Raw genomic sequence first — 19,406 nt, forward strand, 5'->3', positions numbered from 1 at the left:
CTCCACTCTAGATGAGGACAGAACCATGATGAAGGGTGGAATGGGCAACCTGATGAAGCAGGCCCAGGAGATGCAGGAAAAGATGCAGCGTGTGCAGGAGGAAGTTGCACGCGCCGAGGTCCTGGGTGAAGCCGGTGCCGGTATGGTCAAGGTGACCATGAACGGTCGTCATGACGTCAGCAAGGTCGAGATCGATCCGAGCGTCATGGAGGAAGACAAGGAACTGCTGGAGGATCTGCTGGCAGCCGCGGTCAATGATGCCGTGCGCAAGGTAGAAACCAACTCGAAGGCGAAAATGGAAGAAGTGACCTCGGGCCTGAATCTGCCTGCGGGCTTCAAGATGCCGTTCTGATTCGGATTGGCCCTGTATTTCCAGGAGCCGTCTTTTCGAGAGCCGTGTTTCCAGGAGCGGTGTTCTCAAGGACCGTGTTTCAGAACGTCAGGTTCAGGAGCACCTGACAGGGTGCTTCCGCTACCTGTGTATCTGCAGGTGACTTGACCGAGTGAGATGCCTCAAGTGCCATCCCCGGAGGTGGCACTTTTTTGCTGAGCCGAGACGACGATGAGTTTTTCCCCGCTGGTCGAGCAGTTGATGGACGCCTTGAGGGTATTGCCGGGTGTGGGGCCGCGAACAGCGCAGCGCATGGCGATGCACCTGCTGGAGCGTAACCGTGAAGGCGGTGAGCGCCTGGCCGGAGTGCTGCGTGAGGCGGTGGAGCGCGTGGGCTATTGCCAGCGTTGCCGTACTCTGACCGAGGAGCCGCTGTGCACCCTGTGCCAGAGCCCCAGGCGGGATGACCGTCTGCTCTGCGTGGTGGAGTCGCCTGCCGACATGCTGGCCATGGAAGAAGCCGGGGGCTATCAGGGTCGCTACTTCGTGCTCCATGGACACCTGTCACCGCTGGATGGTATCGGCCCCGAGGATATCGGCCTCGATCAGCTCGAAGCGATCATCGCTGAAGGCAAGGTCGAGGAAGTGGTGCTGGCCACCAATCCCACCGTCGAGGGCGAAGCCACCGCTCACTATATTGCCACACAGATCGAGGCTCATGGTGCACGGCTGTCACGGCTCGCCTATGGTGTTCCCATGGGTGGTGAGCTCGAGTATGTCGATGGCGGCACATTGAGTCGCGCCTTTTCCGGTCGCTTGCCCTTTGCTGGCGAGTAGTACCTTCCCCTGAGCTGGATGCTTGAATGCCTGTTTCTCCCGATATTCGATGGATCGATAACGCTGCGGCCCTTGATGTGGCATGTGCTGACCTGATGGACGCGCCGGTACTGGCGCTGGATACCGAGTTCTTCCGCGAGAAGACCTTTCATCCGGTGCCTGCCCTTATCCAGATTTGTGCCGGTGGACCGGCCTGGCTGATCGACCCGCTGGCGGTGGAGTGCACGGATGCACTGCGCCAGCTGTTGACCAACGACGCCATCAAGCTGCTGCACGCCAGCAGTGAGGATCTCGAGGTCTTTGCCCATTGGGCAGGGGTGTTGCCTGCGCCGTTGGTGGATACCCAGGTGGCGCAGAGCCTGCTGGGCGAGGACGCGGCCATGGGCTATCAGCGGCTGGTGGAGCATTGGGTCGGAGAAACGCTGCCCAAGGAAGAGACCCGCTCCAACTGGCTGGAGCGCCCCCTGAGTGATGCCCAATTGAGCTACGCAGCGCTGGATGTGGTCTATCTGCTGGAGGTCTGGCATCGTCAGCGCGAGGAACTGGTTCGCCAGCAACGCCTGGAGTGGGTGATGCAGGATTGCGCGGATATTCTACAGCAGTCCGAGCGCAGCGAAGCGAGTGATGGTCAATGGTACCTGCGTCATCGTCAGTTGTGGCGCCTGAAGCCTCAGCAGATCGAAGCCTATCGACTGATGACCACATGGCGAGAGGGCGAGGCCCGCAGCCGCAACCTGCCGCGGGGTTGGGTGGTACAGGACAGGCTGCTCTACGCCATCGCCGAGCGCATGCCGGAGAATCGCTTCGAGCTGGCCGAAGTGGACGATATCAAGCCGACTCTGATCAAGCGGGAAGGCGATGAGCTGCTGGCCATGGTCAAGCAGGCCCGTCATGAAGACACGGTCAACCTGCCTCCTGCTCCCTTGTCGCCCGCGTTGCCGCCTTTCAAGAAACGTCTCAAGGCGCTCAAGCAGGTCGTCAACGGCGAGGCGCAGCGTCTGGGCGTGGCACCGGAAGTGCTGATGCGTCGCCGCGAACTCGAAGCCCTGGTGGTGGCCAACATGCGCGCTGAAACACCACCGCTGCCGACCGGCTGGCGCGGAGAGCTGCTCAACGCGGGTCTCGACGATGCCTTGAAGGCCTTCTCAGCTTGAAGGGCCTTCCGCCTTGAAGGTCTTGCCATGATGACCCGCTGTTGGATATCTGAATTCAAGTGACAATGAGAGAATCATGACCGATACCGCGAAACACACCACGATGCAGGGCAAGTTGTTGTGCGAGGTCTTCAAGAGCCCGCGCAAGGAAGAGATGTACCTGTACGTCGACAAGCGCAAGGGCCTCACCGAGGTTCCCGAGGCGTTGCTGGAGCGGTTCGGTAAACCCATCTCGGCGATGACGCTGATTCTCACCGCCGACAAGGTGCTGGCGCGCACCACTGGCGCCGAGGTGATGAAGGTTATCGAGGAGAAAGGATTCTATCTACAGATGCCGCCGGCGAAGGACGACTACCTGCTGGATCTGTACCGCACACCGACAGAGGCAAGATACTGAAACGAGCCACGAGCCACGAGCCACGAGCCACGAGCCACGAGCCACGAGCGACACAGTTGCACCGCACAGCTCGGTGCCCGTCGCTCGAGACTCGTCGCCACAGGAAGCACCGTGACAATGAGCAATGACTGCGTGAGACGGTCTTGAGAGATGACCTTGAGAGATAGATTCTGGGAGCGCTATGCGCTCGAGGAACTGAGTGATGAGGAGTGGGAGGCGCTCTGCGATGGCTGTGGTCAGTGCTGTCTGCTCAAGTTTCAGGACGAGGACAGCGGTGATCTGGCGGTGCTCAATGTGGCTTGTGAGCTACTGGATATCCACGGCTGCCGGTGCAGTGATTATCCCCACCGCTTCGACAGAGTACCAGACTGCACCCAACTGACCCCCGAGCTGGCTGGGCAGTTCAAGTGGCTGCCGCACTCCTGTGCTTACCGGCGCCTGGCAGAAGGGCGCAAGCTGGCCGGCTGGCATCACCTGATCAGCGGGGATCCCGAGCGGGTCCACCGCAAGGGCATCAGCGTGCGCTCTTTTGCAGTCTCTCAGCGAGAAGTGCCGGAGGAAGACTACGAAGACCACGTTATCGCCGTGATTCCCATCGATGATTAACGAGCTACGAGCTACGAGCTACGAGCTACGAGCAGCTCGCGGCTCGACTATCCCGCCATCATCTCGATCAGAGCATCATGAAACGCCTGAGCCGTGGATGTTAGACCTCGTCCAGCATCCCAGGCCAAGCCCACATCCATGGTCGGAATCGGGTCGCTGAGATCGATGTGTTCGATGCGCCGTCCTTCCAGCGACCAGGGACGGTAGACCATATCCGACAGGATGCTGATGCCGGAGCCATTGGCTACCAGGCTACGCACTGCTTCCACCGATGACGTACTGAACAGCACCTGGGGCGACAGCCCACTGGGTGCCCAGTACCTCATTGCCGTACTTTCCGCTTCATCAACATTGAGCATGATGTAGGGCTCCCGGGCGACGTCGGCCAGTCTGACCTGACGTTGCTGCAGCAACGGGTGGTGGCTGCCGACCCAGAGTCTTCTCGGCGAGCGGATCAGCAGGTGGTGGTCCAGAGGCGTATCGGACTCGAGGTTGGAGACCAGTACGATGGCCAGGTCGAAGCGTTCACTCTGTAGCCCTTGCTGAATGTCCGTGCGCGAGGCCTCGTGCAACTTGACACTGACCCCCGGATAACGTCGCTGGAACTGGGCCAACAGCGGAGGAAGGAAGTAGCCTGCCACCGTATAACTCATGGCCAGTTCGAGGCTGCCGGTGAGGGTCGGGGAGTGCATTCGGGTACTATCGAAGGCTTCGTCCACGGCCTGAAAGATATGCCGAACGCGGTGTAGAAAGCGCGTTCCTTCGCGAGTCAGCAGCATGCCCTGAGCCTGACGTTCAAACAGTTTGACGCCCAACTCCTCTTCGATTTCGCGCACGCCGGTGGTGATGGATGACTGGGACACGTTGAGGTCGACAGCCGCCTGGGTGACTCGACCGCTTTCTGCGACAGCAATGAAGTAGCGCAGCTTGCGTAGTGAGGGGGTGCGGGACATGGTGCAGCTCTCTTGTTCCAGATATGGCTCGTCGTGTGACGGCCTGTGTCTATTGTGTTCGGATTTTTTGATAATGCCAAACAAGAATGAGTATTTCCAAACATGGTGTCCCTTGCGCTAAACCTGTGGGTACCCAACCTGGAGACCCACAATGACAACAGTGCTGGATATCAATGCCGATATGGGCGAGGGCTTCGGTCCCTGGCTGATCGGCGAGGGTGTTGATGACGAGATCATGGCGCTGATCAGTTCAGCCAATATTGCTACCGGTTTTCATGCCGGTGATCCGTCAACCATGGTGCATAGCTTGCGTGAGGCTGGTCGCCATGGTGTGGCCGTCGGTGCTCACCCCGGGTTTCGAGACCTGGTCGGTTTCGGGCGCCGACATATCAATGCCAGCCCGGAAGAGCTGGTCAATGACGTGCTCTATCAGTTGGGTGCACTGCGTGAACTGGCCCGGCGAGAGGGCCAGACGCTGCACCACCTCAAGCTGCATGGTGCGCTGTTCATGCATGCGGCACGTGACGAGGCGTTTGCTGTTCAGCTGTGTGAAGCCTTGGTGGCGTCAGGCACTGATCTGCCGATCTATTGCCTGGTTGACTCAGTACTCGACCGAGTGGCTCGGCAGGCTGGTCTGCGTTCCGTTCACGAGTTCTATGCCGATCGTGATTACGACGATAACGGTTCGATTGTCTTCGTTCGCCAGGTGGCGCGACGTGACCCGGAGCAGGTCGCTGCCAAGGTGCTGCTGGCCGTCACTGAGGGTGTCGTCGAGAGCATCAATGGCAAGCGAGTGACGGTGAGCTGCGACTCGGTGTGTCTGCACAGTGACTCGCCGGGAGCGCTGGATATGCTCAAGGCCATTCGTCGTCGCCTGGATGAAGCCGGTATCGCAGTACAAACGGTGTGACCTTTCCCGCCAATCGCACATCCACAACAACAGGATTCATGTCATGTCACAACTTACTCAACAAGCCCCGTTTCCCGGCGTCTTCTACCGTCGGCCCTCACCGGACTCTGATCCCTTTGTCGAACCTGGCAGCTCGGTGGATGTGAACACGACCATCGGCTTGCTGGAAGTCATGAAGCAGTTCGTCGAGATCAAGGCTGAGGCCGCTGGCAAGGTGCTGGAGGTTCGTGCCGACGATGAGCAGGTGTTGGAGGCTGGTGACGACCTTCTGGTGATCGACACCAGTGGGGAGGGCGCATGAACGGTCGACTGCTGATTGCCAACCGGGGCGAAATCGCTGTACGCATCGTACGTGCTGCACACGAGCTGGGACTGACCAGCATTGTTGTACACAGCGAGGCAGATACTGAAAGCCTTGCCGTGCAGTTGGCGGATGAAGCGGTGTGCATTGGCCCGGCCCAAGCGGCGAAGAGCTATCTGAATATTGACGCTATTCTTACGGCGGCCCGCGATAGTCGTGCCGATGCGGTACACCCCGGTTATGGTTTCCTGTCGGAGAACGCCGAATTTGCCCGGCGCGTCGAGGCGGCGGGAATGGTCTTCGTGGGACCGGATGCCAGTCTAATCGAACGCATGGGCAACAAGTCAGAGGCGCGGGCCACTGCAATGGCGGCGGGTGTTCCGGTAGTGCCAGGCTCTCCCGGGTCGGTGGTTGGCATTGATGAGGCAACAAGTGTTGCCGGTGATGTTGGCTATCCATTGCTTATCAAGGCTGCCGCGGGGGGCGGTGGGCGTGGCATTCGTACTGCGCGTAACGAGAGCGAACTGCGTGAACAGTTGCCGCTGGCTCAGGCAGAGGCGCGTGCAGCATTCGGTGACGATAGCGTCTATCTGGAGCGGTATATTGAGCGGGCGAGGCATATCGAGGTACAGATTCTCGCCGATGGCGAGCGTGCTGTGCATTTGTTCGAGCGCGAGTGTTCCCTGCAGCGTCGTCGCCAGAAGGTGTTTGAGGAAGCGCCGTCTCCGGCACTTTCCGAGCAGGCACGTCAGCAGCTCTGTGAGTCTGCTGTGGCATTGGCCGAGCATGTCGGCTACCGCGCTGCGGGCACGCTTGAATACCTGTATGACGACGATAGCGGTGAATTCTTCTTTATCGAGATGAATACCCGCATTCAGGTAGAGCATCCGGTCACGGAGATGATCACCGGGATCGACCTGGTTCGAGAGATGATCCGTATCGCCCTGGGGCAGGGCCTGTCACTGCAGCAGGCGGATATCCAACGTCGCGGTTGGGCGGTGGAAATGCGACTCAATGCCGAGGATCCCGACAAGGGGTTCTTCCCGTCACCAGGACGAGTGGAGAAGCTGATCTGGCCCACCGGTCCCGGTATCCGCATCGATTCGTTGCTCTATGAAGGCTATCGCATGCCTCCCTATTACGATTCGATGGTTGCCAAGCTGATTGTCTGGGATGAAACCCGTGAGGCGGCACTGAAGCGCGCAGCGCGGGCGCTGGATGAGTTCTGCCTGGAAGGATTTACCACCACGGCGGGCTTACATCGCCGCCTGCTGGATGACCCAGCCATCCAGAGCGGTGATTTCCACACCGGCAGCCTGGAAGTCTGGCTGGAGACCCAATCTCAAGCGCTCTCTCAGCCCCCGTCTCAACCCCCGTCTCAACCCCGGCCCTCATCAGTGGAGGAGGCATCATGAACGCTGAATCCGTTGCGGAAAGTGCTGCGGCACGCTATAGCGTCGCGGGCGATGAATTCCTGTTCGTCGAGCTCAGCGAATCGATGACCCTGGAGGCTTTCTTTCGCTCGATCTCGATCACTGGTCGTCTGCGGGAGAGGGCGTTACCGGGGGTGCTGGAAATCTGTCCGGCCAATGCGTCCTATCAGGTGCGCATTGATCCGCAGCAGATATCGGTGAGCCAGTTGCAGGCCGAGCTGGAAGACATCGATGCCGAGGTATCCAGCCAGTCCGTGCAGAGGCTGACCACGCGGGTGGTTGAGGTGCCCGTGTTGTATAACGATCCCTGGACCCATGAAACGCTGATGCGTTTTCGGGATCGCCATCAGGATCCGAGTGGTACGGATCTGGAGTATGCCGCACGCATCAATGGCTATGCCGATGTCGAGGCCTTTATCGAGGCTCACAGTGGCAGCCCCTGGTTTGTGTCGATGGTGGGGTTTGTTGCCGGTTTGCCGTTCATGTACCAGATGGTGCCTCGCGAACGCCAGATCCAGGTGCCCAAGTATCTGCGGCCACGCACCGATACTCCGAAGCAGACCGTCGGTTACGGTGGCTGTTTCAGCTGCATCTATTCAGTGCGTGGGGCGGGGGGCTACCAGATGTTCGGTGTCACGCCGATGCCCATCTACGACCCCACCGGTAGCGTGCCTCATATCGACGACTCGATGATCTACTTCCGGCCCGGCGATATCGTCAAGCACTGCCCGATCAATCGTGAGGAGTACGACACCCTGCTTGCTGCTGCGGAAGCAGGCCGATTCCGGCCACGAACTGCCGAGTTCGTGTTTGATCTGGATGATTTCACTGCTGATCCCGATAGCGTCGCCAATCGTGTCAAGGAGGTGCTCAATGAGCATTGAAGTGATCAAGCCGGGACTCGCGACCACGGTTCAGGATGGTGGACGTAGTGGCCATTACCATCTGGGGATCCCTCCATCAGGAGCCATGGACCAGGTTTCGATGCGCTCCGCCAATCTACTGCTCGGTAATCCGGAGACTGCTGCAGTGCTTGAATGCGCTTTGATGGGCCCGGAACTGCGCTTTCATGACACCCTGCGTGTCGCCACCGGTGGCGCGGAAATGGTGCCGAAAATCGATGGCGTCGCCTGTCCCAATCATGAAGTCATTGAGGTACCGGCGGGGAGTGTACTGAGTTTTGACTTCGTGCGAGCGGGGGCGCGACTGTATCTGGCGGTGGAAGGGGGCTTCGATGTACCCGAACGCCTGGGCAGTCGCAGCACCTATGCATTGGGCAGTCTGGGAGGTCTGGATGGTCGGCCGCTGCAACCAGGGGATCGATTGAAGGTAGTGTCGGCAGAGCGTTGTGCTGACGCCGGCCGATCCTTGCCGGAGTCCTTGAGGCCTGTCTATCACAAGCAATACGAGCTGCGCGTGGTGCCCGGTATCTATGATCACCGACTGACACCGGCCGCTCGCGAACGCTTCTACGACGAGCTGTGGTCAGTGGGTTCCGAAGCGGATCGCATCGGTTATCGCTTCAAGGGGGGAACGCCACTGGAGTTCATCGAGCGTGAGCCGCCTTTTGGTGCTGGTGATGACCCTTCGAATATTGTCGATGCCTGCTATCCCATTGGCTCCATCCAGGTGCCGAGTGGTAGCGAACCCATCGTGCTGCATCGTGATGCGGTATCCGGCGGTGGCTACGCGATGATCGGTACCGTGATCAGCGCCGACATGGATCTGATTGGTCAGATTCAGCCCCATCAAAAGGTGCGTTTCGTGCCGGTCAGTCTGGATCAGGCACTCGAAGCTCGCGGTCAGCGTTCCAGGCGGCTCGAGGCACTGCGTCAGGCACTGGGCTGACGCCATCCTGAACGAGGGGGCAACTGCCATTGAGCTGTCCCCCGTTCGATCATTACTTCATCCCGAACTGTTCTGGGCGAGAGGCCGCAAGGCCTCTCGAGGAAACCCTGTGTCTGTCTGTTGTCGGCGCAGGAGAAAGCAATAACAACATCAATGAGGTGCAACAATGCAGGAAGACGCGAAGACGTCCTCGTCCGGGGATCTCGACTACACCGACTGCCCGATGCCCACGGATCAGCGTATGACCAGGGGCAGTCTGATGATGGCCTGGTGGGCCGTGTGCAGCGCCATCTTCTACATGGTGGTGGCTGCCGCCATGGCTCGTAGTTACGGTACGGTCAATGCCCTGATCGGTATCGTGCTGACGGTACTCTGTTATGGGCTGATCAATGCGGTGATCAGCCGCTTCGCGATACGCTCCGGGCTGACCGTGGCGCTGTTTTCCCGAATTCTGTTCGGCCACGTTGGCGCGGTGATCGCCACCTTGATCTTCTTTGCTACAGCGCTCTACTACGCGGTATTCGAAGGCTATGTGATGGCGCTGGTGCTTTCAGAGTGGTCAGCTTCGCTGACCATGACAGTGGCGACCTTGATCGTGGTGGTGATCGGTGTGGCGCTGATCTTCGGCAGCGTTCAACATTGGCTGGACAAGTTCAATGGCGTGCTGCTGCCGGTCTATGTGGTCGGCATGCTGGTGGCCGTGGGCATGGCCATCGCCGAGTTTGGTTATCCCGCCGACTGGCTGACCCGAGTGCCCGAGGGGGGCGTACCCAGTTGGGGGTGGCTGCACACCTTTACCTATTACATGGGAGTATGGGTGTTGATGATGTTCACCTTCGACTATGCGCGATTCGGGCGAGTCGAGGATGAAGCCTTCCATGGTCGCGTGACCTTCGGCATTCCCTTTTACCTGATGACTTTCCTGTTCAGTGGTGTGGTCGGCATTCTGCTGGATACCTGTCTGCCCAGTGAAGGGCTTTCCGAGGCATCGATCGTGCTCGGCTTGCTGGAGCTGATGGGGTTGGGTGGATTGTTGCTGGTATGGGTTACCCAGAGCCGCATCAATACGGCCAATTTCTATCTGGCTACCGTGAATCTGCAGGCCTGTATCAACAAGCTGTTGGGGGTCAGAATCAACAAGATCATGGCCGGATGCCTGGTGGGGGGGGGGGCCTGGGCGCTGATGTCGGCAGACGTCTTTTCCTATCTGTTGAACGCGCTGGCCTACCAGGGAGTCTTCGTGGTCGCCTGGGTGGGAGTGGCGTTGGCACATATTCTGACAGGGCGTCAGGTGACACCGCAGAGCTGGGATGAAACCACCTTATCTTCGTTCAATCCCTGGGGCATTCTCGCCTGGGGAGTGTCGACGATCATCGGCATTGTGCTGATGCATTCGCCATTGTCCGGGGCTTCAGCGGTAGCGACCTTCATCGTCGCCAGCCTGGTCTATGGCATTGGGTTGAGGCTGGCGCTTCGGCGCGAGTCGCTGGTGGCTCCCAACTGAGTCAAGCCTGCAACCTCGATCCGAGGCCCCTCCAGGGAGAGGCCTCGGAACACGGCGATCAACAGCCAGCATGTCGAGACTCAGTAACTGGAGTCTGTCGCTTCGTCCTCAGCGGTGTCATCCGATGTCTCATTCTCACCGCCGGAGTTCTGGGTGTTGCCATCACTGCCAGTGGCGTCGCTGCTTTCGCCATTGTCGCTGCTTTCACCATCGTCACTGGCTTCGTCACTGGCATTTTCCGGCTCCGCGGCGGTGGCCGCTTCCTGTTCGTCAACCAGGTCGGCGTTTTCATAACTGCCGTCGATCTCGCCTTCGAACAGGGGCTGAGCATCATCCAGGCTGTCGAAGGGTTCGATCAGCGTGGTGGTCGGCTCGGCGTCCGTGGTGTCCCCTTCGGCTTCGACATAGCTTGAACCATCAAAGCGCAGGCGCACAGTTTCGCTGGGCTCGTCGGCACCGACGTGGCGCTGCATCAGGAGATCCTGCCAGCCATCGTGGGCGCTGTTGGCCAGCTGTACGGGCGGCTCCGTGGTCGGTTGAGCACTGACCACCTGCCAGGCGTTGTCCTGGGCCTGAAGAATCAGGGTGTCGCAGCCGCCGGTACCACAGACCATGGGACCGACGACATGGACGACAGCTTCCTGCTGATCGTCGCCATTGAGATCGGCCCAGCCTACCAGGTAACGCACTTCGCCCAGTTGGGGGTCGAAGTTGGCGCGCAGAGAATCCTCCAGCGTGGCCTGACGGTCGGCTTCCGACATCGGCTCGCTATGGGACTCCTCCTCGCCGCTGTCTTCGGCGGAGGTGGCTTCATCGTCGGTGGACTGACTCTGAGCACTGGTGGTTTCGTTCTGCTCAGTATTCTCGTCATCGCCGTCGGAGCATGCACTCAAACCAATACCGAGCCACAGGGCTGCGGTCAGTGCGAGCATGGGTTTTGCGTTCATGAGAAAGATCCTTTTCTACCGGTGTTGATTCCGGAGACTGCACAGACAGACTGTAGTGCGCGCCTCAGCATAACCAATTTCAGTGAGCGGTGTCGTTATCGTCTTCTACCCGGCTATCCATGACACCATTTGCCAAACCCAGGGCCCAGAGAATGAAGGCATCCTGGCGGGCGCCATCGCGCCAGGCCTTGAAACGACCCGAGGCACCTCCATGACCGGCTTCCATGTCGGTGCGCAACAATACTGGTCGATTGGACAGTACAGGATCCACCGCGTTCGCCAGTGACAATCGCGCGTAGAGTTTGGCAGGCTCCCAGTAGGGTACACGGGTGTCGTGCCAGCTGCCCTGGAGGAAGACCGCGGGCCAGTCCTGGGCGGCAAGGTTGTCGAGCGGCGAGTAGTCACGAATGCGCCTTGCATCGCGTGGATTGCCGGGGTTACCCCACTCGGTGTATTCCGCGGTGGTCAGGGGCAGGTCGGGGTTCTCCATGGTGCGCAGGACATCCACGAAGGGCACATCCAGCACTGCGGCACAGAACGCATCCGGCTGCAGATTGAGGCTGGCACCGACCAGCAGGCCGCCGGCGCTGGCACCATAGGCAACGATACGTCCGGACTCTGCCTGGCCCTGCTCGACCAGCATGTTCCGTGCCGCCAGAAAATCGTGGAAGCTGTTGGGCTTGTGTTCCAGCTTCCCGGCCAGATACCAGGGCTCGCCGCGATCGCCGCCACCGCGCACGTGCGCCACGGCGAAGGCGACGCCACGACCCAGCAACTCCAGTCGCGCGGTGGCGAACCATGGGTCAAGGGCTTCGCCATAGGCACCATAGCCGTAGAGCAGCGTCGGCAACGGTTGGCCTGCAAGTCGTGCCAGGCGAACCACCGAAACCGGGATGCGTTCGCCGTCGTGGGACTCCGCCCACAGGCGTTCGCAGATGAGATCCTCCGGCGACAGGTCGCCATGAAGAGGCTGGCGCTTGAGCAATTCACGTTCGCCGGTGTCGAGATCCAGTGCCCACCAACTGGCGGGTGTCGTGAAGGACTCCTCGCGCAGTCGCAGAACACGAGCGTCGAAGTGCGGGGTATCGCCGAGGCCGATACTTACTGGTGGCGCGGCGATTGGCAACAGTTCGTCGCGCACCAGTGCTCCGTCGTCGGTGAATTCCATGCAGCGTAACTGAACCTGGGCGGTATCGTGGTTGCGTTCGGTGGCAATCAGACCCCACTGCCAGGCATCGATACCTTCCAGGGTGACATTGGCGCGATGGGGGATGATCACAGTGCCTTGCTGGGCACCACCACTGAAATCCTGCTCGGGGAAAGCATCGAGCTGGAAATGTACCGCTGCCTGGTTGTGCAGCACGTAGAACAGGCCAGGACGGTGATCCACGGCGTATTCGACGCCCCGCTGGCGAGACCGGAAGCAGACCGGCGGCGTTGCCGGCTGATCCGCTGGAATCAGGTGGGTCTCGCTGGTGTCCTTTGACGCACTCTCGATCAGCAGCCAGCGACGTGAGCGTGTCTTGCCGATTCCCACCCAGAACTCCGGATCCTCCTCGCACAGGATCAGCCCGGGCTCGTCACTTCGGCAGCGTCCATCAAGCTCCAGAGTGAGCGGTAGGCGCCATATGCTGTCCGGGCGTTGAGTCGCGTCGTAGCGGGTAAAAAGCAGTGTCGAGCCATCTTCTGCCCAGCACAGTTCTGCGCCGATCTGCTCAAGCAGGGCAATGGGATTACCATCGGGAAGGAACTTCAGGTACAGAGTGTAGGTCTCGTCTCCTTGTGTATCCTCTGTCCAGGCGAGCCATTGTTCGTCGGGTGACAGTGCCATGTCGCCAAGCTCGAGAAAAGTCTGTTGCGCGGCACGGGTTTGAAGGTCGAGAAAACACTCGCGCTGTTCGGGCTTGTCGTTGGGATGGCGCCACCACAGGGGGTATTCGGCGTCGGCTGCGGTCTCGCTCCATACTGTAAAGTGGTCGAGGCGTGTGGCGAGGCCGGTAAGTGCCAGCTCGCGGCGTGCAAGATGGCTGCTGTAGAGGCACTCGGCAAGTGGCTCGAGGGGCTGGAACCAGGCGTCCGAGGCACTGTTGGCCGCCTCGAGAAAGGCCGTGACCTGATGGTCATCGCGTGCTTCCAGCCAATGCCAGTCAGGGTCATCCTGACGCTGGAATTGCCTGGCAGGAAGGGAGGTTGCAGCATTGTCATCAATATTTGGCGGCTGTGCTTTCATGTGACGAGATGTACCATACACAAGGAAATTTCTGTCATGCACCAGGCTGACCCTGGTGCACCTGAACGTGAGGAACCCATGCTCATCTCGGATTCAATGTCATTGCTTTGGATGATTTATGCGGCATTGTCGCTGGTGGTACTACTGGCTGGCTACCTTGGTCTGGCTTTTCTGCCTCGTCTGCTACGCATTGTATTAACCTGGGCCGTCGCCGGTGTGATGTGGATGCCCGCCACATTCGAACTGCCGCTGGTGGAAGAAGGTCAGGTCTATGCCGGCAAGGCACCGGCTATCATGGTCGCTGCTGTGGCTTACTTCGAGCATGATGCCCAGTTTGCCGGTGCGGCGGCGCTGGTGGTAGTGGGCGCAGGCATTGGTGCGCTCTTCGGGTTGGTACTGTGGTGGTTCGGTCGCCAGCGGATCCAGCGCAAGGCTGCGGCTGTCCGCCGTCAGGCGCAGCGCGACCAGGATGATGACAACGGGCGTCCCGATGCCTCTGACGACGGCCAGCGCCGTGAGCCGGTGCTGGGCTGACGCCCGGTGACTGCAATGGACTTCATCGACTATACAGGATCATGATGCGAGCCCCCATGGTTGCCATGCCACATTGGCTGAGTCGTACCGTCACTCTTGCGGTGATGAGTGCAGTGCTGCTGTGGGTCGGAGGTCCGGGGAGCGCCCATGCTCAGATCCCCGCCAGTTCAACTGCACAGGAGCGCCCGGATGTTCGGGTGGTGGTCGATGTCTCCGGCAGCATGAAGGCCAATGATCCCAACCGGTTGTCCAGCAGTGCTCTGGACATGCTGGTCGCGCTGCTCCCCGGCGAAGTCTCGGCCGGAATCTGGACCTTTGGTGAGCGGGTCGATAACCCCTTGCCGTTGGCGCCGGTTACTGCTGAGTGGCGGGAGAATGCATTGCGCCTGCCACCCGCATTGCAGAATTATCAGCAATATACGGATATCGAGGCGGCTTTGCGTACGGCGTCGGCGGTCGATGGCAATGGATGGCGGCATGTGGTGCTGCTCACCGATGGCGTGATCGATCTGCCATCGACGCGAGGCACCAAACCCGCGATCGATATTGCTTCACGGGCTCGTGTGCTCGATGCCATGTCACCGGACCTGGTCAGGCAGGGCGTCGTGGTGCATGCGATTGCCTTCTCGGCTGGTGCTGATGTGGCCATGGTCGAGCGATTGGCCCAGCAGACCGGCGGGCTGGCCGCCGTAGTGGAAACACCGGAAGCCTTGCTGGGTGCTTTCCTGGATATCGTGGGCCGGATATTCCCGGCTGAGCAGGTACCGCTCGATGACGATGGAAGTTTCGTGATCGATGATAGCGTCAACGATTTCTCCGCTTTGGTCTTCCATGATCCGGATGATGGCGACATCACTCTGGTAGCACCGGATGGTACGCGCTACAGCCGCGATAACGTGCCGGACGAGATCAGTTGGCAGCACGAGCCACGCTTTGACCTGATTCGCGTGCCGGATGCGCAACAGGGGGAGTGGCGCATCGAAGGTGCGATGGGGGCCAACAGCCGCATCACGGTCTCCGGCGACCAGCGTCTGGTGACTGGGGCGCTGCCGTCGACGCTGTATACCGGGTTCGAGGTGCCGCTGGAGGCCTGGCTGGAGTCGCCGGAAGAGGCGACTGCCCCGGAGGAGTTGACTGTTACCGCGACTCTCAGTGGTGAAGCCTTCAAGGCGCCCGTCAATGCCACTCTGCAGCGCCGTGGTAAACATTTCTCCGGTATGCTGCCGGCACCGACGGCCATCGGCAACGCACGACTGGTGATCGATGCGCGCGGCGAGAGCTTTCATCGTCAACGCGTCCAGGCGGTCAATATTCTACCGGCCATTGGCGCAGTGGTGAGTGATGATCGTCGTCATGTCGAGCTGGTGGCCGAGCATCCAGGCCTCAATCGCGGCAATACGGTGCTGTCCGGCGATCTACTGGGTGTGCCGCTGGTGGTGGAACCGGTAGGGCGTCAGCGTTGGGAAATCGCGCTGCCGGAGACCGATGAACAATTGCGTCAGCCGTTGGTGATCGAAGGCCAGGCCACTCTGGATGGCCGTGAGCATCGCTGGAAGCTGCCGACACTATGGCTCAATGCCGATGGCAGTGTGAGCATTGATAGGGCAGCGGCGGGCCCAACACTGGTGGGTGAGCGTTTGACTCAACAGGCCGAGGAGGCGGCGGGGCAACGTTCGGCAGAGGCCCTGGCTGATCGCTTTGTCGAACTGGTCAACAACCCTCGCCTGGTGGTGGACTGGGCCAGACAGACATGGCCAACGGTGAAGACGCGCGCTACGGATCCTCGGGTGTGGATTGGCCTGGCAGTACTTGTCCTGGTGTTGGTGGTGTGGAGCCGTTGGCGTCGCCGCCGTGCGTCGGGACCGACGCGGGAGGAGCCTCATGTGTGAGCTACGCCGAGTTGACGATATTTTCTTGAATACTATTAACATGGCAATCAAATAGCTCATCCTGATCGATTTGATTTTCGTCCGCACCACACTGGCACAGATGCGCGGATCTGCTGGTGTGGTGCGGTCTCGCGTCGGCCTGATGGCCGACGGCGGCACGTCCATGTGCCGCCATTAACCCAACATGAAAGCATGCCGGGTTAATAATGAGATATTCTCGGGATGTTGTCTCGGGAAGCGCGTGGGGTACCGGATATAGGGCCTTGTTTTGCCGTATGCGCTGACTGTGGCGTGAGACGCAATTTCGGACTGATCTCAGTTGCGTCTCGGGACTGATTTGAGTTGCGTCTCGCGCCTTTCAGGCCTTCACTACGTAAGGGCCTGCTCGCAAACTCCGCCTTGTCCTTGATGGGCCGGGCCACATGTATTCCTGTACCCGATGAAAATGGATGACTGACAGGGACTGGGCAGTGGTTGATGAACTGAAATAATAATATGAGATTTCAGCAACACTGTTTTCGCCAGTTGCTGCATTTATGGTGGTGCGCTGGGCAATAGAAGTTAATACACAGCTCATGCGACTCGATGCGAAAATAGAGTCGTCGATACTGTACGTGAGATCCCCGAGAGATGGGTGTGGAGCCAGCGCGTCGAAGGTATTGGAAATAAGCAGAAAGCTTGTTACTGCCAAACGATCTATTATTTGCAATGACATAACATCGAGGTTGATGACTACGGTTTCTGAGGTTGATACAGGAGAGTCACCATGAATCAGGAATCCCGGAAAACGTGTGCCTGCCCCGACTGCAAATGCGCGGTGGACAGTCAGTCCATCGAAAAGGATGGAAAGCTATATTGCTGTGAAGCCTGTGCTACAGGCCATGCCGATGGCTCAAAGGACTGTGGTCATAACTGCGAATGCGGATGATGTCCCTTGGGAGGCCTGTAAGGGCCTCCTCTTTATATCTACGGCAATCGCCAGTTCTGGATGTACCGCTTTCCAGGCAGGCTGGCATATATGTCATGTTTATCCAGTGCTGCCTTCTTGATGGGGCGATCAAAGGCGTCAGGTTTCACAGGAACATACCTGGCTTCGACGGGTCACATGATTGGTCACCGACGCGCTTCTGAAGGGGTCGGTGGCCGAACCCCCATTCATGGAGAATGTTGTATGGATACACGACTCAAGACCCTCATCCTTGCTGGGCTGTTTAGCCTTTCGTCGATTGGTCAGGTGCAGGCCCTGTCTCTCGATAGCGTGACGGACCAAGCAGGCGACATGCTGTCGGGTGGTGAGAGCGGCGGACTGTTGAGCTCTCTATCGAGTGGTTCATTCAGTTCCGGCAGTCTGACTAACCTGACTGGTGTCATTAGCTATTGTCAGGAAAATGGCTATCTCGATAGCACCGCCGATATTGCGAAGAATCAAGTGATGGAGCAGCTTGGTGTTTCCTCGGAGCCCATGAATGATAGCGACTATCAGGAGGGATTGAGCGGTATTCTGCAGGGAGACGGCGAGTCGTTCAATCTGGCATCCTTGGGGGATACCGTCGGCGAAAAGGCCTGTGGCATAGTCGCCGACCAGGCCTTGTCCATAGCCGGGGGGTAAGACGTTATCCCAGGCCTCGTTGCGATGGGGCCTCCTGCTCTTTCACCATTCCACCTCCTTGTTATCCTTCGATACAGTTGTCCTTCGACACAGTAACTCCACGACACAGCTATCCTCCGACGCAACCTGTTGCACTGCTGTCTGGTCGACATTCGCCGTCCGACGCTGAGCTTGGTAGTTAGCCCGTGAGCCCAGTAGATCTCGGTTATTCGCTATTTCCCGGCTCGGTGCCGGAAGAGGTAGCAACAGGTGATATGGCATCGGCGGTTCTGGAATGAATATCGGTGACGGTGTTGGGGGATGGGCGGCGAGCTGGGCGCTGGGCCCGCGAGTTCGTGGCATTGACAAAAAAAGCCCCGGATGACGACCGGGGCATGGGCAAGATTCACAGCTACGAGAGATGCGGTGTGGAGATTATCACTCCCGTGTCATCCAGCAATACTGACACTGACCTCTCTATACCCTGCTGCGACTATGCCTTGCTGCGACTTGGATGGTGCAGGATGAGATCGCCGTGAATAGGCATGGGTGGTGGCGTCAAGCATCATTGAGATACGTCTACTCCAGGAGTGAGCTGGCCCTCGAGCCCTCGAGCCCAGGAGCCCAGGAGCCCAGGAGCCCAGGAGCCCGTTCGACATGATGGAGCACCCGTAGCGCACGTCTACTCTCCGGCGGGAGGGCACCTCCCGCCGGAGAGAGAGATCAGGGGCCGGGGCGACTGGGTCGTACGAGCGTGGGGGCTCGAGCGCACTATCCACGCGAGCGCCGGACAATCAGGCCGGTCAAGTAGTTCATTTCGTGAGACACTTAGACTATCGTGAGACGTAAGGTCATGCAGAAGATTGATCTACAAAGAGAATTCATAGCGGAAGAGCTCCATGTGTGAGTTGCTGGGCATGAGTGCCAATGTCCCCACTGATATCTGTTTCAGCTTTACCGGCTTCCTGACTCGCGGGGGCGGTACAGGGCCGCATCGTGATGGCTGGGGCATTGCCTTTTACGAGGAGGGGGGTTATCGCGATTTCCGTGACCCCCATCCGTCTGTTCACTCACCGATAGCGCGCTTGATCTGTGATTACCCGATCAAGTCACACATCGTCATCAGCCACATCCGCCAGGCCAATGTCGGCAAGGTGAAGCTCGCCAATACCCATCCCTTTACCCGTGAGATGTGGGGGCGCCCCTGGTGCTATGCCCACAACGGGCAGTTGACGGGGTGGGAGTCGCTACCGTTGAGCTTCTATCGGCCGGTGGGCTCCACGGATAGCGAGCATGCCTTCTGCTGGCTGATGGGCGAATTGCGTCAGCGCTTTCCCGAACCGGTCGATGATTGCCGGCAGTTGTGGCAAGGCGTGCACGAGCTGTGTGAGCGCTTGCGCGGGCTGGGTGTGTTCAATCTGCTATTGTCTGATGGACAGTACCTGTACAGCTATTGTTCGACGAAACTGGCTCATATCACCCGCAAGTCGCCCTTTGGAGAGGCGAGCCTGTCCGACGCGGAGATGATGGTTAATTTTGTCGAGCACACCACGCCGAACGATGTGGTGTCGGTAGTGGCCACGGAGCCTCTGACCGACAACGAGCGCTGGGTCCGGATGTTGCCGGGCGAGCTGCTGGTCTGGCACGAAGGGCAGATCGTTGGACGTTATCTGGCTGAGGCCACCACGGAATGAAACGACGCTATCGCCCGGCATGATAAGGCAATGGTGCTCCAGTGGAGGAGATGGCGGGCGACGTATGCCTACAATGTTTTAAACGAAAGTTTAAATCAGACGTATTACAGTTCTGGCGCGACCAGGCTAAGGTATCCCCCAGAGATGCTTCTGGACCATATGCTGGCTGTTCCGGGGCGCTGGCTGTGATTCGGTATCACCAGAGGTGGAATGGATGACAGTGCAGTGATCGGGAAAAGCTCATCAATTC

General features: G+C 59.3%; 21 protein-coding genes. 17 read left to right on the forward strand and 4 right to left on the reverse strand.

Features of this window, described 5'->3' with window-relative positions; translation table 11 throughout:
- Positions 1-25 precede the first annotated feature (25 nt).
- The 6 genes from BUE38_RS01160 (at position 26) to BUE38_RS01180 (ending at position 3,325) form a co-directional block, all read left to right on the forward strand.
- Positions 26-352, forward strand: coding sequence for a YbaB/EbfC family nucleoid-associated protein (locus tag BUE38_RS01160; RefSeq protein WP_073433194.1), 327 nt, complete (start codon positions 26-28; stop codon positions 350-352).
- Positions 353-357: 5 nt separating this feature from the next.
- On the forward strand, positions 358-459 hold the full coding sequence (locus BUE38_RS23430) for a pentapeptide repeat-containing protein (RefSeq protein ID WP_407645989.1): 102 nt from the start codon (positions 358-360) through the stop codon (positions 457-459).
- 103 nt (positions 460-562) lie between these two features.
- The gene (gene recR, locus BUE38_RS01165) at positions 563-1,168 is read left to right on the forward strand and encodes a recombination mediator RecR (protein ID WP_073433195.1); all 606 of its coding nucleotides are present in this window, start codon (positions 563-565) and stop codon (positions 1,166-1,168) included.
- A 26-nt stretch (positions 1,169-1,194) separates the two neighbouring features.
- Positions 1,195-2,322 carry a ribonuclease D gene (gene rnd, locus BUE38_RS01170; RefSeq protein WP_073433196.1) on the forward strand — a complete coding sequence of 376 codons (1,128 nt, stop codon included), beginning with the start codon at positions 1,195-1,197 and terminating at the stop codon, positions 2,320-2,322.
- A gap of 76 nt (positions 2,323-2,398) precedes the next feature.
- Entirely contained in the window at positions 2,399-2,719 is a 321-nt protein-coding gene (locus BUE38_RS01175) for a YcgL domain-containing protein (protein ID WP_234986727.1), read from the forward strand.
- 150 nt (positions 2,720-2,869) lie between these two features.
- Positions 2,870-3,325 carry a YcgN family cysteine cluster protein gene (locus BUE38_RS01180; RefSeq protein ID WP_073433197.1) on the forward strand — a complete coding sequence of 152 codons (456 nt, stop codon included), beginning with the start codon at positions 2,870-2,872 and terminating at the stop codon, positions 3,323-3,325.
- Positions 3,326-3,372: 47 nt separating this feature from the next.
- Here the strand turns inward: BUE38_RS01180 and BUE38_RS01185 are convergent, their stop codons facing one another.
- The gene (locus BUE38_RS01185; RefSeq protein WP_073433198.1) at positions 3,373-4,278 is read right to left on the reverse strand and encodes a LysR substrate-binding domain-containing protein; all 906 of its coding nucleotides are present in this window, start codon (positions 4,276-4,278) and stop codon (positions 3,373-3,375) included.
- 151 nt (positions 4,279-4,429) lie between these two features.
- Between BUE38_RS01185 and BUE38_RS01190 the strand changes: the two genes are divergently transcribed.
- The 6 genes from BUE38_RS01190 (at position 4,430) to BUE38_RS01215 (ending at position 10,274) form a co-directional block, all read left to right on the forward strand.
- Positions 4,430-5,188, forward strand: coding sequence for a 5-oxoprolinase subunit PxpA (locus BUE38_RS01190; protein WP_073433199.1), 759 nt, complete (start codon positions 4,430-4,432; stop codon positions 5,186-5,188).
- Positions 5,189-5,231: 43 nt separating this feature from the next.
- Complete coding sequence (locus BUE38_RS01195) at positions 5,232-5,489, forward strand: acetyl-CoA carboxylase (protein WP_073433200.1); 258 nt, start codon at positions 5,232-5,234, stop codon at positions 5,487-5,489.
- Positions 5,486-6,904 carry an acetyl-CoA carboxylase biotin carboxylase subunit gene (locus tag BUE38_RS01200; protein WP_073433201.1) on the forward strand — a complete coding sequence of 473 codons (1,419 nt, stop codon included), beginning with the start codon at positions 5,486-5,488 and terminating at the stop codon, positions 6,902-6,904. Before BUE38_RS01195 ends, BUE38_RS01200 begins: the two co-directional genes overlap by 4 nt.
- The gene (locus BUE38_RS01205; protein WP_073433202.1) at positions 6,901-7,806 is read left to right on the forward strand and encodes a 5-oxoprolinase subunit B family protein; all 906 of its coding nucleotides are present in this window, start codon (positions 6,901-6,903) and stop codon (positions 7,804-7,806) included. The genes BUE38_RS01200 and BUE38_RS01205 overlap by 4 nt, the downstream gene beginning before the upstream one ends.
- Positions 7,796-8,770, forward strand: a complete 975-nt coding sequence (locus BUE38_RS01210; RefSeq protein WP_073433203.1) for a 5-oxoprolinase subunit C family protein — start codon at positions 7,796-7,798, stop codon at positions 8,768-8,770. Before BUE38_RS01205 ends, BUE38_RS01210 begins: the two co-directional genes overlap by 11 nt.
- A gap of 166 nt (positions 8,771-8,936) precedes the next feature.
- On the forward strand, positions 8,937-10,274 hold the full coding sequence (locus BUE38_RS01215; protein WP_073433204.1) for a purine-cytosine permease family protein: 1,338 nt from the start codon (positions 8,937-8,939) through the stop codon (positions 10,272-10,274).
- Positions 10,275-10,354: 80 nt separating this feature from the next.
- Here the strand turns inward: BUE38_RS01215 and BUE38_RS01220 are convergent, their stop codons facing one another.
- Positions 10,355-11,221, reverse strand: coding sequence for a putative sodium/potassium/calcium exchanger (locus BUE38_RS01220; protein ID WP_073433205.1), 867 nt, complete (start codon positions 11,219-11,221; stop codon positions 10,355-10,357).
- 79 nt (positions 11,222-11,300) lie between these two features.
- Positions 11,301-13,451, reverse strand: a complete 2,151-nt coding sequence (locus tag BUE38_RS01225; protein ID WP_073433206.1) for a S9 family peptidase — start codon at positions 13,449-13,451, stop codon at positions 11,301-11,303.
- A 36-nt stretch (positions 13,452-13,487) separates the two neighbouring features.
- Here BUE38_RS01225 and BUE38_RS01230 point away from each other — a divergent pair, with 36 nt between their 5' ends.
- Together BUE38_RS01230 and BUE38_RS01235 are read left to right on the forward strand one after the other, a co-directional pair.
- Entirely contained in the window at positions 13,488-13,985 is a 498-nt protein-coding gene (locus tag BUE38_RS01230) for a hypothetical protein (RefSeq protein ID WP_234986728.1), read from the forward strand.
- Between the two features lie 41 nt (positions 13,986-14,026).
- A complete protein-coding gene (locus BUE38_RS01235) occupies positions 14,027-15,874 on the forward strand; it encodes a VWA domain-containing protein (protein WP_234986729.1) in 1,848 nt (615 codons plus the stop codon).
- Position 15,875: 1 nt separating this feature from the next.
- Here the strand turns inward: BUE38_RS01235 and BUE38_RS22805 are convergent, their stop codons facing one another.
- Positions 15,876-16,049, reverse strand: coding sequence for a hypothetical protein (locus tag BUE38_RS22805; RefSeq protein ID WP_159438830.1), 174 nt, complete (start codon positions 16,047-16,049; stop codon positions 15,876-15,878).
- A gap of 591 nt (positions 16,050-16,640) precedes the next feature.
- Here BUE38_RS22805 and BUE38_RS01240 point away from each other — a divergent pair.
- From BUE38_RS01240 to BUE38_RS01250, 3 genes are all read left to right on the forward strand, one after another.
- Entirely contained in the window at positions 16,641-16,802 is a 162-nt protein-coding gene (locus BUE38_RS01240; RefSeq protein ID WP_073433207.1) for a metallothionein, read from the forward strand.
- Positions 16,803-17,045: 243 nt separating this feature from the next.
- Entirely contained in the window at positions 17,046-17,483 is a 438-nt protein-coding gene (locus tag BUE38_RS01245) for a DUF2501 domain-containing protein (RefSeq protein WP_073433208.1), read from the forward strand.
- Between the two features lie 878 nt (positions 17,484-18,361).
- Positions 18,362-19,156, forward strand: coding sequence for a class II glutamine amidotransferase (locus tag BUE38_RS01250; RefSeq protein WP_073433209.1), 795 nt, complete (start codon positions 18,362-18,364; stop codon positions 19,154-19,156).
- The last annotated feature ends 250 nt before the right edge of the window (positions 19,157-19,406 follow it).

The sequence above is a fragment of the Halomonas cupida genome, assembly GCF_900142755.1.
GTDB lineage: Bacteria > Pseudomonadota > Gammaproteobacteria > Pseudomonadales > Halomonadaceae > Halomonas > Halomonas cupida.